We start from the raw sequence: 12,484 nt of genomic DNA on the forward strand, positions 1-12,484 counted from the left end.
TCAGGTATCCAATGATTTGCGGGTCTTCAGGCGGACCAGGACGAACAGGACTAGGCCGATGATGAGCAGCGCCCCGATATTGGGCAGCAGTAAGGCCCATACATCCCCGGCCAGGAACACGGTCTGCAAGGACGACACGAAATAGCGGGCCGCGACGATATAGGTCAGGGCGCGGACCGGGGCGGGCATGGAGTCGATCTCGAATAAAAATCCCGACAGCAGGAAGGCGGGCAGGAAGCCCGAGAACAAGGCCAATTGGGAGGCGACGAACTGGTTGCGGGCCAGGGTCGAGATCAACAAGCCCTGGCCCAGCGCCGGGAACATGAAGGCCAGGGACAAGGCCAGCAAAGCCAGCCAGGAGCCGCGCAAAGGCACGCCGAACACCGACACCGCCATCGCCGCCGACAGGAACGTGGCCCCGAGGCCCAACGCCAGATAAGGCAACAGCTTCCCGGCGATGATCTCGCCCACCGAGGCCGGGGTGGACAGGATCGCCTCCATGGTGCCGCGCTCCCATTCCCGCGCCACCACCAGGGCGGTCAACAAGGTGCCGATGATGGTCATGACCACGGCGATGGCCCCCGGCACCAGGAATCTACGGCTCTCGATCTCCGGGTTGAACCAGAACCGGGGTTCCAGGCCGATGCCGCCGCCGACCGGCCCGGCCCGCCGCGCCGCCCGCCAAGCGTTCACCACGCCCTGGGCATAGCTGGCGACGAAGCTGGCGGTATTGGGCTGGGAACCATCGGTCACCACCTGGACCCAGGGGCCGGGCGTCCCGCCCCACAAACGGCGCTCGAAATCCTGGGGAATTACCACGAAACCGCGCAAGCGTCCGCCCACAAGGTCCGCGGCCACCGCCCGCCGGTCACGGGTCGGCACCGCCACGAAATAGCGGGTCGCGGCGAACGCCGCCGCCAGGGAGTGCGCTTCGTCGCCATCGGATTCCAAGACCACGCCGATGGGCACGGTTTTAATATCCAGGGACACGGCGTAGGCGAACAGGAACAGCATCACAGCGGGCAGCACGAAGGCGACCAGGATGACCGAAGGGTCGCGCACGATTTGCAGCGCTTCCTTCCAGGCCAGCGCCCACACCCGGCGCGGGTCCGGTCCCGGCCAGCGCTTCATGCCGCCCCCCGTGGGGTGTCCGCGGCGGCGTCCACGGCCTCGATCAAGTGGATGAACGCCTGCTCCATGGACGGCGGTTCCAGGCCGGGCCGGGCGGCTTGCCGTTCCAACGCGGCGGGCGTGTCGAGCGCGATCACCTGGGCTTGGTACATCAGGGCTACCCGGTCGCAATATTCGGCCTCGTCCATGAAATGCGTGGTCACCAGCACGGTCACGCCCTTGCGCACCAAGCCGTTGATATGGGTCCAGAATTCGCGCCGGGTGATGGGATCGACGCCCGAGGTGGGTTCGTCCAGGAACAGCACCGGCGGCGCGTGCATCACCGCGCAGGCCAGGGCCAAGCGTTGCTTATAACCCAGCGGCAGTTGGTCCGGCGATGCCTTGAGGTAGCTTTCGAGGTGGAAGATTTCGATCATCTCCGCGACCCGCTCGCGTTTCGCCGCCCCGGCGAGGCCGTAGACGCCCGCCGAGAATTCCAGGTTCTGCCGCACCGACAACAGCCCGTACAGCGAGAATTTTTGGGCCATATAGCCGAGGCGGCTCTTGGCCGCGCTGGTCGAGGTGCGGAGGTTCAAACCCGCCACCAGGGCTTCGCCGGAACTCGGCTTGAGCAAGCCGCACAGCATCTTGAAGGTGGTGGACTTGCCCGCGCCGTTGGGACCGAGCAGGCCGAAAATCTCGCCTTGGCGCACTTGGAAATCCACCCGGTCGGCGGCGAGGAACGCGCCGAAGCGGCGGGTGAGTTGCCGGCATTCCACCGCGAACCCGGCATCCAGCGCGACCGGACCGAAGCGTTCGGCCAGGGCCGAAGTGCCGCCCGGCCCGCCGCCCAATAGATCGATGAAGCCATCCTCGAAACGTGGGGCCACCGGGACCAGTTCGGCTTCCACCGCGTCCGCCAGGGTTTGGATTTCGGCGCGGGCCGCGTCGCGCCGCAACACCACCCGCACCGAATCGCCCTGGATCGTGCCATCGCAGACCGAGGCCAGGTCCAAGGCCCGCGCCAGCACGGCGCGGCGGTCCTGCCGGGGCGCGACAAGGCGGAGGCTGCGTTCGGCCAGCCGGGCGGTCAAGGCGGCGGGCGGGCCGTTGAACTCGATCTTGCCCTCGTTGAGCAGCAGGACGCTATCGCAGCGCTCGGCTTCGTCGAGATAGGCCGTGGCCCAGACTACGGCCACGCCCTCGGCGGTCAGGGCATGGACCATGCGCCATAAATCCTGGCGGCTGACCGGATCGACCCCGACGCCCGGCTCGTCCAACAGCAACAGCCGGGGGCTGGCGATCAAGGCGCAGGCCAAGCCCAGCTTTTGTTTCATGCCGCCCGACAAGCGCCCGGCCAGCCGCTCGGTGAACGGCGCGAGCCGGGTGAAACCCAGCAGGCGGTCGAAATGCTCCTGGAGCGACCGCGTTTCCAAGCCGCGCAACCGGGCGTAAAGCCGCAGGTTCTCCAGGACCGACAGGTCTTCGTAGAGGCCGAAGCGCTGGGGCATATAGCCGGTGAGCTCGGGGAGGCGGGCCGCGTCCCGCGTCACGTCCAGGCCCAAGACCCGGAGGCTGCCGCCGCTGGGCCGCATCAGGCCCGCCATGAGCCGCATCAGGGTGGTTTTGCCGGCCCCGTCCGGGCCGACCAAGCCGGTCAGGCGGCCAGGGTGGATGTCCAGGGTCAAGCCGCGCAAGGCTTCGGTCTTGCCGAAATACTTGGTCAAACCGGCGCTGGCGACGGCGGGGGCCGCTTCCATCTCAACGGCCTTCCGCGCCGCCGCCGATCCGTACCGTCACCGGCATCCCCTGGCGCAAACCCTGGTCGGCGTTGGCGACCACAATGCGTAGGCGGTAGACCAGATCGGTGCGGAGTTCGGTGGTTTCCACCGATTTGGGCGTGAATTCGGCGCGGGGCGAGACGAAGCCGATCCGGCCCCGGTAAACCTTGCCGGAAGAATCCGATAGCACGGCGACCTCGGTGCCGGGCACGGCCCGTCCGAGTTGGGGTTCGCCCACATAGGCGCGGACATAGACCGGGTCGCGCAGGGACAGGGTATACACCGGGGCGCTGGCATTGACCATGCTCCCGGCCTCGCGGACGCGGGCGAGGACGATGGCCTTCGCGGGCGCGGTTAAACGGGTGTCGGCCAGGGCCGTCTTGGCCTGGGCCACCGCCGCTTCGGCCCCGGCCAGCTTGGCCTCGGCAATGGCGATATCCTCGTGGCGGTAGCCTTCTTTGCGCATAGCCCACACCGCCCGCGCCGCCGCCATTTGGGCGGCGGCCTGGTCCCGCGCCGAACGGGCCAGGTCGTAGCTATGGCGGGTGGTGGCCCCGGAACCGACCACCGCGCCCTGCCGCCCGAGTTCGCCCGCTGCGTATTCCAGCGCGGCTTCGGCTTGGCGGACGGCTTGTTCGGCCTCGGCGATTTCCTGCGGGCGGTAGCCCCGGCGCAGCTTTTCCAGTTCGGCCCGCGCCTGCCGCTCCCCGGCCTCGGCGGCGGCGAGCGCGTCCCGGAACGGCTGGGCGTCGAGTTCGGCCAGTCCTTGGCCGGGTTCCACCGCGTCGCCCTCCTCGACAGCCAGGGTCGCCAGCCGTCCGGCTTGGCGGAAGGCCAATTCCACTTCCCGGATATCGACGTTGCCGTAGAGGACGATGTTCTCGTTCCCCGGCTTGGGCTGGCGATCCAGCCAATCGCCACCGAGGGCGATGGATGTGGCCAGGCCCAAGGCCACCCATATCAAGCTTTTGGCGTGTTGCATTCCCGGTCCGGTTCCCGTGGTGATCGCCATCATTATGGCAGACCGGCCCGGTGTGGAAACGGCTACCGGATGGGTTTGGCCGGGAGGGTCCAAAAGGCATACGCCGGATTTCCACCGGCGGAAGATGAATCCATGGCCGCGCTGGAAATCGCCATCAAACCCGCCGTTCAAGCCGGGTCATGCGGCATCCGGTTTCGTGGCCGAGAACCGCAGACGCACATAGTCCGCCCACCAAGCGCCGTTGGCGTCGCACAATGGGCCGCGCAGCGCCTCGACCAGCCCAGCGATGAAATCCCCCCGCTCCGCCACCGGCAAGGCGGCGGTGTAGGCTTGGGCGAACGTCGCCAACCAATCGCCCACATCGCCCGGCAACAGGGTGGGACGGGGCATCAGGTCGAGGCGTGTCACCTCGAAGCCGTGGGATCGCAGCAGTTTTCCGTATTCCTCCGGGCGGGGGAAATACCAAGGATCGGGGACCGTCAAGCCCCGCGCGGTCAGGGCCGCTCCGAGCGCCGCGACGATGCCGGCCACGTTGCCATGACCGCCGAATTCGCCGACGAAGCGCCCGCCCGGTTTCAAGGCGCGCCATACCCCGCTCACCACCCGCTCCGGCGCGGTCATCCAGTGCAGCGCCGCGTTGGAGAACACGGCGTCGAATTCGTTCTCGAACGGCAGGGAATGCCCATCCACAACCTGGGCGTCCAGGCCGAGGGCTTGGGCCGCCGCGATCATGGCCGCGCTCGCATCGACGCCGACCACCTCGCAGCCCCGGTCCACCAGCTTGCGGGACAACGCGCCATCGCCGCAGCCGAGATCGAGGATCCGCTCGCCCGGTCGGGGGTCCAGCCAATCCACCACGGGCATGCCGAGGTCGGAGACGAACCGGGCGTTCTTACTGTATTGCGCCGGATTCCAGTGTTGGGTATTCGATGAGGACATAGGCCACTCCACGGAAGGTGAACAGGAGCCGCCGATTTGAACGGCGGAGGGTATGGCCCCGGATTGCCAGGTGATTCCGTTGCGGTTAAGGCCGCTGACGATGGCCTTGGGCGCGGCGGTAACGAGGTTGGCGTCGATGGGGCCGTTGCCTTCCCCGGCGAGCAGGCGGGTATTCCTGAACACGGGGAATGGTGGAGCCATGTTAGGCGACCCCGGCCCGCAGGCGCTTGCGTTTTTCCATGGAAAATGCGCGATTTCGGCAATTAAATTGCGCTTGTTTGGTACTATGTAGATTAATATTGCCGAAATCAAACCGAAGGGAAAACCCATGGCACTCGACCGCTACGACCGCATGATCTTGGAGACGCTACAAGCCGACGGACGCATCAACAACCAGGACTTGGCCGACCGCATCGGGCTGTCGCCTTCGCCTTGCCTGCGCCGGGTACGGGCTTTGGAGGCGGACGGCTTGATCGTCGGCTACCGCGCCCACCTCGACGCCAAGAAGTTGGGGTTGTCGCTGATGGCGCTGATCGGCATCGCCATGGATCAGCACACCCCGGAGCGTTTCGCCCATTTCGAGGCCAATATCGCCGCTATCCCCGAGGTTTTGGAATGCTTGCTCATCGCCGGCCAGCGGGCCGACTACCAGCTGAAGGTGGTCGTCGAGGACATGGAGGCGTACCAGGAACTCCTATTGCACCGGATCACCCGCATTGCCGGGGTGGCCGGGGTGCATACCAGTTTCGTCCTGCGCCGGGTGGTCGACCGCGCCGCCTTGCCGCTGCCGGGATGATATCCGGTCGGCGCGCGCCGCCCCATGGATAGGTCCGGCTTTGTTCAAACCGGGAAAACCGCCAAACCGTGGAGATGGAACTTCCTCCGGGCGGACCCCGAGTTGCCCTGGGGAGCGGAATACGCCGGGTTTATCGGGAATCGATTGAAGGAGGCAGGTAAGGCTCGCGGCTTTTCGATGTCCCGTGCCGCTCGGCGGGCATATATCCGATCTTGTCGGCTTACCGCCGCGCCAAGAACCGATCCAGCGCGTTGGCGAACGCCTGGATATCCTTGGGCTTGAGCGCCCCCGGACCCCCGGTCTGGATGCCGCCGGCCCGGAGGGTGTCGAGGAAGTCGCGCATGTTGAGGCGCGCGCCGATGGTGTCCGCCGAGAAGGCTTCGCCGCGCGGCGAGAGTGCGTGGCCACCTTGCTTCAAGACCTCGGCCGCCAGGGGAATATCGCCGGTGATCACCAGGTCGCCGGGTGCGAGGCGCGCGACGATCTCGTGGTCGGCCACGTCGAATCCCTTCTGGACCCGCACGGACCTGATGTACGGGGACGGTGGGATGGGAATGGCTTGGTTGGCGACCAGGGTGAGGGTTACCTGGGTCCGGTCGGCGGCCCGGAACAGGATGTCCTTGACGGCGGCGGGACAGGCATCGGCATCGACCCAGATCATCATTGTTTGGCCCATGGGTTCAAGTGGATATTGACCAGAGGGATTGGCCGGTGGCGTCCAGATGGCTGAGGTAAGCCCGGACATCGAACTCCAACTGGTGATAGGCGGGTTCCATGTGCAGGCATAGTTGATAGAAGGCCTTGCCATGGTCCCGCTCTTTGAAGTGGGCGAGTTCGTGGACGGCGATCATCCGCAGGAACGCCTCGGGCATGTCCTTGAAGACCGAGGCGACCCGGACCTCGCGCTTGGCTTGCAGCTTGGCACCCTGCACCCGCGCGATGTTGGTGTGCATGCCCAGGGCGTGCTGGATGATCTGGAGCTTGCCGTCGAACATCACCTTGCTCAGTGGCCCGGCGTTCCGCAGATAGGCGCTCTTGATCTCCGAGACATACTCGTACAGCGCCTTGTCGGTGCGCACCCCATGGGCGACCGGGTACTTGCGCAACAACACCCCGGCCAGCCGGTCCTGGTCGATCAGGTGTTGGACTTGCTCCACCAGGGCCAGCGGATAACCGGCAAGGTATTTGGAGGGCGGGTTCGGTTTCATCGCGGCGGGTATCGGAACAACGGGGCCGGGCATTCTAGCAGACATCGTCCCGCGTTCCTGGGAACGGGCTGCGGCTGGCAGGGCCATCGCGCCATCTAGGATTCGCCGGGAGTGGCGGGCCGTCCCAGCCGCGCCTGGAAGACCGCTCCCAGGCGGGCGCTGTTGACCCTGAGGACGTAATCCGCCAACACCCGCGCCCGCCCCGCCTCCGCCAAGTTGGCCCGCAAGCCGGGGTCGCCGATCAAGCGTTCGATGGCGTCGGCCAGGCCCTCGCGGTCGGAAGCCGCCACCAGCAAGCCCTGCACCCCGTCTTCGATCAACTCGGGCAGGCCGGCGATACGGCTGGCGACACAGGGCAGGCCGGTCGCCATGGCCTCCATCAACACCACCGGCCAGCCCTCGGCGAAGCTCGGCAGCACACAGGCGTCGGCCCGTGCGTACAAACCCAGCACCGCATCCCGCCCAATCGCGCCCGTGAAGCGTACCGCTTCCCGCAGGCGCAGTTCCGCCGCCAAGGCTTCCAGGGCGGCGCGGTCGGGACCGTCGCCGACCAGGGTCAGATGGACGTTGTGGCCGCGTTGCCGCAGCGCGGCCACCGACTCCAACAACACGGCCTGGCCCTGGGCCGGTACCAAGCGCCCCACGCACAGCAAGCGGAACGACTCGGGCCGGGCGGGCCGCGCCACCGGCGCGAAGCGCTCGGGATCGATACCCAGGCGGCAAACCTCGAATTTCGGCCATTGCGCCAGCGGGGACAGCCGCTGCATTTGGCTGCGGGCATAGTGGCTGACGCAGATCACGAAATCGGCTCCCTGGATTTTCTCGGCCAGGGCATGGCCGGGCGCGTCGTAGAACTCATCCGGGCCATGGACGGTGAAGGAATAACCCACGCCGAACATGGCCTGGGTCAACAGCCCCACCGTCGCCGCCGGGGTGGCGCAATCCACGTGCAGATGGTCGAAGCCCCCCGCCCGCAGCCAACGCCCCAGCAGCGCGGCCCCGGCCAGGTGGGCCAGGTTCCTGGCGACACGCCTGGGATTGCAACCCCCCATTCCCAGGGCCAGTCCGAGTCCGCGCCAGAATCCCAAGGGCCGGGTGGCGAGGGTGACGGCCAGGGCGGTGGCCGCGCCGATCCAGCCCCGCCGCCTGGGATACCAGATCGGTCCCGGTCCGGCCCCGGCCCACCCATCGGCGTCCGGGCCTTCCGGGGCGGGATCGGGACCGTCCAGCGCCGCCACCGCGATGGTGAAACCGAGATGGCGGAGTTCGGCGATCTCCCCCAGCACGGAGGGACGGGAAAAGGTCGGATATGGCCCGATCAAATAGGCCAGCCGTGGATGCTCGCTCATGGTGTCCTCCCGATAAAACGTCCCGTGGTTCCGCCCGGACCGCCTCAAGCCCCGGCAGGTGGGATGATGCCTTCGTCCACGTAGCGCTCGTGGGTTGCGGCGATCAAGGATAGGCAATCCTGCGCCAACACCGGGGCCGATTCGGCGATATCGCGTTTGCAGGCGATTTCGAGGGCGGCCAGGGCTTCGGCCAGGCGCACGGCCCCGATCAACCGCGCCCCGCTCTTCAAGGTATGGGCTTCCCGCTCCAGGACGTCCAAGGCGCCCCGCCGCCGCCCCAGTTCGATCCGCTCCGCATGCACAGCCATCCCGGCGAAGAACGCATCCACCGCCATTTTCATGGTGTCCGCGTCGGTGTTGCGGACCAGGAGTTCCAGGATGTCGCGGTCCAGCAACGGCGGCAGGGTGGCCTGGATCGCCGCCGGGGCCGGGACCGTGGGCCGGAGCCAACGGGCCAAGGTCGCCAACAGCCGGTCGCGCCGGGCCGGCTTGGAGATGAAATCGTTCATCCCGGCGGCAAGGCAGGCTTCCCGGCTCTCGGCGGAGGCATCGGCGGTGAGGGCGATAATGGGGATGCGCGACTTGGGACCGGGCATGGCCCGGATCGCCCGCGCCGACTCCAGACCGTCCATCACCGGCATTTGCACATCCATCAGGATCAGGTCGTAATCGCGTTCGCACAGGGTTTGGTAGGCTTCGCGCCCATCCTGGGCGGTCGCCACGATATAACCGGCCTTGCCGAGCAGGGCGGTCATGATGAGGCGGTTGGTTTCACCGTCCTCCGCGATCAGCAAGCGCCGGTCGGTCTGGGCGGCGGCGGGGGGCAGGGCGTCCTCGGCGCTGGGTTCGGACCCGCTGATCCCGAGCCGCGCCGTGAACCAGAACACACTGCCCCGGCCCGGAGCGCTGTCCACGCCGATTTCCCCGGCCATCAGCCCGGCCAGGCGCTTGCAGATCGCCAGCCCCAGGCCGGTGCCGGGATGGCGGCGGGCCGGGCCGCAATCGACCTGCACGAATTCCTGGAACAAGCGCTTTTGCAACTCCGGGGCGATGCCGATGCCGGTGTCCTCGACTTGGAAACGCAGCCGGACCGCCTCCTTCTCGTACCCGGCCAGGGCTACGGCCAGATCGATCCGGCCCTGGTCGGTGAATTTCACGGCGTTGCCCAGCAGGTTGACCAGGATTTGCCGGAGCCGGAACGGGTCGCCGCGCACATAGCGGGGAATCTCCGGGGCGACCTGGAGGGATAGGTCCAGGCGGTTGGCCAGGGCGCGATCCTGGAACAGCCGCACGACCTCGTCCAGCAAGGCGCGGAGGTCGAAGCCCAGATCGCGGAGGACCAGCTTCCCGGCCTCGATCTTGGAGAAATCCAGCACGTCCTCGATCACGGCCAGCAGCGCCAGGGCCGATTGGTGGGCGGTCTTGACCCACAGGGCTTGCTCGGTGTCGAGGGGCGATTCCCGCATGAGGTCCAAGGTGCCCAGGATCGCGTTCATGGGCGTGCGGATTTCATGGCTCATGGTGGCGAGGAAGGCGCTCTTGGCCTGGCTGGCGGATTCGGCCTCGCGCTTGGCCTCCACCAGTTCCCGCTCGTGGCGCTTGCGCTCGGTGATATCGCGGGAGGAGGCGAACAGGAACGGTTGCCCCTCCAGTTCCAAACCGATGGTGCTGATTTCCACATCGAACACCGTGCCGTCGCGGCGGCGGTGCCGGGTCTCGAACACCCGGCCACCGCCGGCGATCAATTCAGGGAGCAGGGCCCGCAATTCATGCGGGGTGAAATGGGCGTCCCAGTCGGCGACCCGCAGGTTGGCGGCCTGTTCGCGGGTATAGCCCAGCATCCTGATGAACGAATCGCTGGCCTCGTGCAACCGGCCCTCCGCGTCGAGCAGGTGGATGCCGTCGCTGGCGGTTTTCAGCAGGGAACTGAGGCGGGTGGATTGTCGCGCCAACAGTTGTTCGTAGCGCTTGCGCCCGGTGATATCGCTCTGGATCGCCATGAACTGGGCGACCCGCCCGCCGGAATCGGGGATGGGATGCACCGCGATATGGATGAAATATTCGCCGCCATCCTTGCGGTAGTTCAGCAGCTCGGCCTGGAAACCCCGCTCCTGCCGCAGGCAGCCGCGCATGTATTCGACCGTTTCCGGGTCGGTGCCCGGACCTTGCAGCACCGCGCCGGGCGTTTTGCCCAGCATGTCCGCCAGGGTATAGCCGGTGATCCGGGTGAAGCCTTCGTTCACCCATTCCACCCGGCCCTGGGCGTCGGTCAGCACCACGGCGTTATCGGTCAGGCCCGCGACCCAGGCCAGCCGTCGCGCCTCGGCCTCCTTGTCGCGCAAGCGGGCCTCGGTCGCGGCGAGATATTCGTCCCGTCGCCGCAAGCTTTGGCGGGCCTGCCGCGATTCGGACCGCTGTTCCACGGCGGCGGCAACCCTGGAGTCCGGTTCGGCGGGCGACCATAGCAGGATCAATCCGGCGGGTTCCTGTGTGGGCAAAACCCGGCCCTCGAATTCCAGCCCGGTCTGGAGGTGCCGCCAGCGCATCGGCGCGGCGGCCACAGGCCGCTCGAACGCCAAGGGGGGATCATCGGGACACGCCGGGGCGAATATCCGCGCCCAGGGCAGGCCCTCCGCCAAGTCCGGGCACAGCGCTCCGAGCGCGGGGCCGGCCCGCAGGATGCGAAGTTCGGCGTCCACGGCCAGATGGTGGGGGAATACAACGTCGAATTGGGCTTGATCGAGTCCGATCAAGCCGCGATGGGAAGTGTTGGGCACCGTCATAAGCAATGGGCACGGCGGACCGGCCCAAGCCGGGATAATATCGGGGTGGGTTCGAGCATCGGCATCCAGGGTCTCCGTTTCACGGCGAAAGGCATCGTGATATTCAGCCGGGGCCGGGTGGCGGGTTCATGAGGATGACCCGGCGCGGCCTTGCCATCTTACGCCAAAGGGCGGGCGTCGCGGCTGTGACGGATACTTTCGCCGAAGACCCGCTCCCAGGCAACGGGCGCGGTGGGAACATCCACTGGGCGTACCGAGGCGGTGTTTATGGGAGCCGTCCATTTTCCCGGCAGGCGGCCCGCTCGCGTTCCTCCGGGGCCAAGATCGTCTGGAATCAGCCTGCAAAGGCGTTATTTTCAGCGGGTGCGCATTGATCCAGGCCGCCGCGCCAATGGAAGCCCAAATCCGGTAATCCCCACCCATCCTCCCTGACGAAGACGCCGCCCGGCTGCCCCTCTCCAACCGAGGCAACCGGACGGCGTTTAATCCCTACCTTGCCGGGACCGGCGGGTTCGCGCCCCCGGCCCCCTCTTCCGTTTTTAGGTGCCGGCGGTGATTTCGAGGCTCCAGCCGCCGAGGATCGAGCCGTCGTACCAGAAGAAATCATCCACCACATACAGATGCCAATCGCCGGTCGGAACCCCGCCGTTGAAGGTGCTGAGCTGTGGACCCGAAGTCACCAATTTCTGGACGGCGAGCGCGGCGGTCGAGGTATCGACCACGGTGCGGGGCGTCACCATGCCGGCGGGCGTGGGGGCCGGGAAGTAGTCCATGTCGTCCACGCTGAGCGGGTTGGTGGCGTCGTAGTCGGTCGGTTTGTAGCGGCGCGGGGCCGGGTCGGTCCAGACATTGACCCACTCGTCGTAGACGATCCCGGCGAGTTCGCTGGTCGTGCTGCTGGTCAGCGTGCCGTCGTTGCGGTTCGAGTTGGGCAGGGGCAACGCGGCGGAATCGTCGAAGGTGAAGGTGAGGTTTTGGACCGAATTGGGGGTGGCGGACGAGGAATTGGCATTCGACATCACCATCACATAGCGGCCATCCGGGGCGATCAGCAGGACGTCGACATCGTCCAGGTTGGTGTGGGACACGCCTTTCAGGGTGACATTGATGTCTTTGATCTTGAAGCCGGCCGGGAAGGCATTGGCGGGCACCTTGATCAGGCTGCCATAGGGGCTAGCCGCTTTGGACGGGATGATGACGTTGGTTTCGCGGATGGGGTAGAAATCGACCAGTCCGGCGCACTTATCGAGCGATGGGTCCGCGCACAGGTCGTTGATCTTGATGGTACGGGTGTTTTCGAACGACTTGGTGAGTTGGTCGGCGGTGGCGGCTCCGGCGGCGGCGACAGCGGCCAGCGTGATCATTGCGCGGATCGTTGGATGCAGGAAGTTGTTTTTCATCGTCGTATGCCTCTATAGGAAGGATGAAGTCCAATGGGATCGGTCGATGGGATTGCTTTATTGAAATTACGCGACTCCCAAGATTTGCCTCATTTTTTAATTTATAAAAATGAGAACGATTATCATTCTCTACCTA

Annotated in this window: 10 protein-coding genes; 1 reads left to right on the forward strand and 9 read right to left on the reverse strand. The window is 66.5% G+C overall.

The window, feature by feature from the left end:
* From B9N93_RS21550 to B9N93_RS21565, 4 genes are all read right to left on the reverse strand, one after another.
* The gene (locus B9N93_RS21550; RefSeq protein ID WP_085216486.1) at window positions 1-1,131 is read right to left on the reverse strand and encodes an ABC transporter permease; all 1,131 of its coding nucleotides are present in this window, start codon (window positions 1,129-1,131) and stop codon (window positions 1-3) included.
* Complete coding sequence (locus B9N93_RS21555; RefSeq protein WP_085216487.1) at window positions 1,128-2,870, reverse strand: ATP-binding cassette domain-containing protein; 1,743 nt, start codon at window positions 2,868-2,870, stop codon at window positions 1,128-1,130. Before B9N93_RS21555 ends, B9N93_RS21550 begins: the two co-directional genes overlap by 4 nt.
* 1 nt (window position 2,871) lies before the next feature.
* Window positions 2,872-3,873 (reverse strand): secretion protein HlyD, encoded by a 1,002-nt coding sequence (gene hlyD / locus B9N93_RS21560; RefSeq protein WP_085216488.1) that lies wholly within the window; start codon window positions 3,871-3,873, stop codon window positions 2,872-2,874.
* A 177-nt stretch (window positions 3,874-4,050) separates the two neighbouring features.
* A complete protein-coding gene (locus B9N93_RS21565) occupies window positions 4,051-5,013 on the reverse strand; it encodes a class I SAM-dependent methyltransferase (protein WP_217807381.1) in 963 nt (320 codons plus the stop codon).
* A gap of 127 nt (window positions 5,014-5,140) precedes the next feature.
* Between B9N93_RS21565 and B9N93_RS21570 the strand changes: the two genes are divergently transcribed.
* The gene (locus B9N93_RS21570) at window positions 5,141-5,608 is read left to right on the forward strand and encodes an Lrp/AsnC family transcriptional regulator (protein WP_085216489.1); all 468 of its coding nucleotides are present in this window, start codon (window positions 5,141-5,143) and stop codon (window positions 5,606-5,608) included.
* A gap of 220 nt (window positions 5,609-5,828) precedes the next feature.
* On the opposite strand, the gene B9N93_RS21575 is transcribed toward B9N93_RS21570, so the two are convergent.
* The 5 genes from B9N93_RS21575 to B9N93_RS21595 all read right to left on the reverse strand — a co-directional run bounded on the left by B9N93_RS21575 (window position 5,829) and on the right by B9N93_RS21595 (window position 12,348).
* Window positions 5,829-6,284, reverse strand: a complete 456-nt coding sequence (locus B9N93_RS21575; protein ID WP_254899504.1) for a YaiI/YqxD family protein — start codon at window positions 6,282-6,284, stop codon at window positions 5,829-5,831.
* Between the two features lie 4 nt (window positions 6,285-6,288).
* Entirely contained in the window at window positions 6,289-6,816 is a 528-nt protein-coding gene (locus tag B9N93_RS21580; RefSeq protein WP_085216491.1) for a YgjP-like metallopeptidase domain-containing protein, read from the reverse strand.
* Window positions 6,817-6,911: 95 nt separating this feature from the next.
* Window positions 6,912-8,165, reverse strand: coding sequence for a glycosyltransferase family 4 protein (locus B9N93_RS21585; protein ID WP_085216492.1), 1,254 nt, complete (start codon window positions 8,163-8,165; stop codon window positions 6,912-6,914).
* A 44-nt stretch (window positions 8,166-8,209) separates the two neighbouring features.
* Entirely contained in the window at window positions 8,210-10,948 is a 2,739-nt protein-coding gene (locus tag B9N93_RS26740) for a PAS domain-containing hybrid sensor histidine kinase/response regulator (protein ID WP_085216493.1), read from the reverse strand.
* A gap of 539 nt (window positions 10,949-11,487) precedes the next feature.
* On the reverse strand, window positions 11,488-12,348 hold the full coding sequence (locus tag B9N93_RS21595; protein ID WP_085216494.1) for a hypothetical protein: 861 nt from the start codon (window positions 12,346-12,348) through the stop codon (window positions 11,488-11,490).
* Between the last annotated feature and the right edge of the window lie 136 nt (window positions 12,349-12,484).

The sequence above is a fragment of the Methylomagnum ishizawai genome (assembly GCF_900155475.1).
In the GTDB taxonomy this organism is placed as follows: Bacteria; Pseudomonadota; Gammaproteobacteria; order Methylococcales; family Methylococcaceae; genus Methylomagnum; species Methylomagnum ishizawai_A.

What these genes read in the sequence shown, in the direction of transcription:
- B9N93_RS21575 (WP_254899504.1), bottom strand. Translation starts at nt 6,284, where the DNA reads ATGGGCCAAACAATGATGATCTGGGTCGATGCCGATGCCTGTCCCGCC.
- B9N93_RS21585 (WP_085216492.1), bottom strand. Translation starts at nt 8,165, where the DNA reads ATGAGCGAGCATCCACGGCTGGCCTATTTGATCGGGCCATATCCGACC.
- hlyD (WP_085216488.1), bottom strand. Translation starts at nt 3,873, where the DNA reads ATGCAACACGCCAAAAGCTTGATATGGGTGGCCTTGGGCCTGGCCACA.
- B9N93_RS21555 (WP_085216487.1), bottom strand. Translation starts at nt 2,870, where the DNA reads ATGGAAGCGGCCCCCGCCGTCGCCAGCGCCGGTTTGACCAAGTATTTC.
- B9N93_RS26740 (WP_085216493.1), bottom strand. Translation starts at nt 10,948, where the DNA reads ATGACGGTGCCCAACACTTCCCATCGCGGCTTGATCGGACTCGATCAA.
- B9N93_RS21565 (WP_217807381.1), bottom strand. Translation starts at nt 5,013, where the DNA reads ATGGCTCCACCATTCCCCGTGTTCAGGAATACCCGCCTGCTCGCCGGG.
- B9N93_RS21570 (WP_085216489.1), top strand. Translation starts at nt 5,141, where the DNA reads ATGGCACTCGACCGCTACGACCGCATGATCTTGGAGACGCTACAAGCC.
- B9N93_RS21550 (WP_085216486.1), bottom strand. Translation starts at nt 1,131, where the DNA reads ATGAAGCGCTGGCCGGGACCGGACCCGCGCCGGGTGTGGGCGCTGGCC.
- B9N93_RS21595 (WP_085216494.1), bottom strand. Translation starts at nt 12,348, where the DNA reads ATGAAAAACAACTTCCTGCATCCAACGATCCGCGCAATGATCACGCTG.
- B9N93_RS21580 (WP_085216491.1), bottom strand. Translation starts at nt 6,816, where the DNA reads ATGAAACCGAACCCGCCCTCCAAATACCTTGCCGGTTATCCGCTGGCC.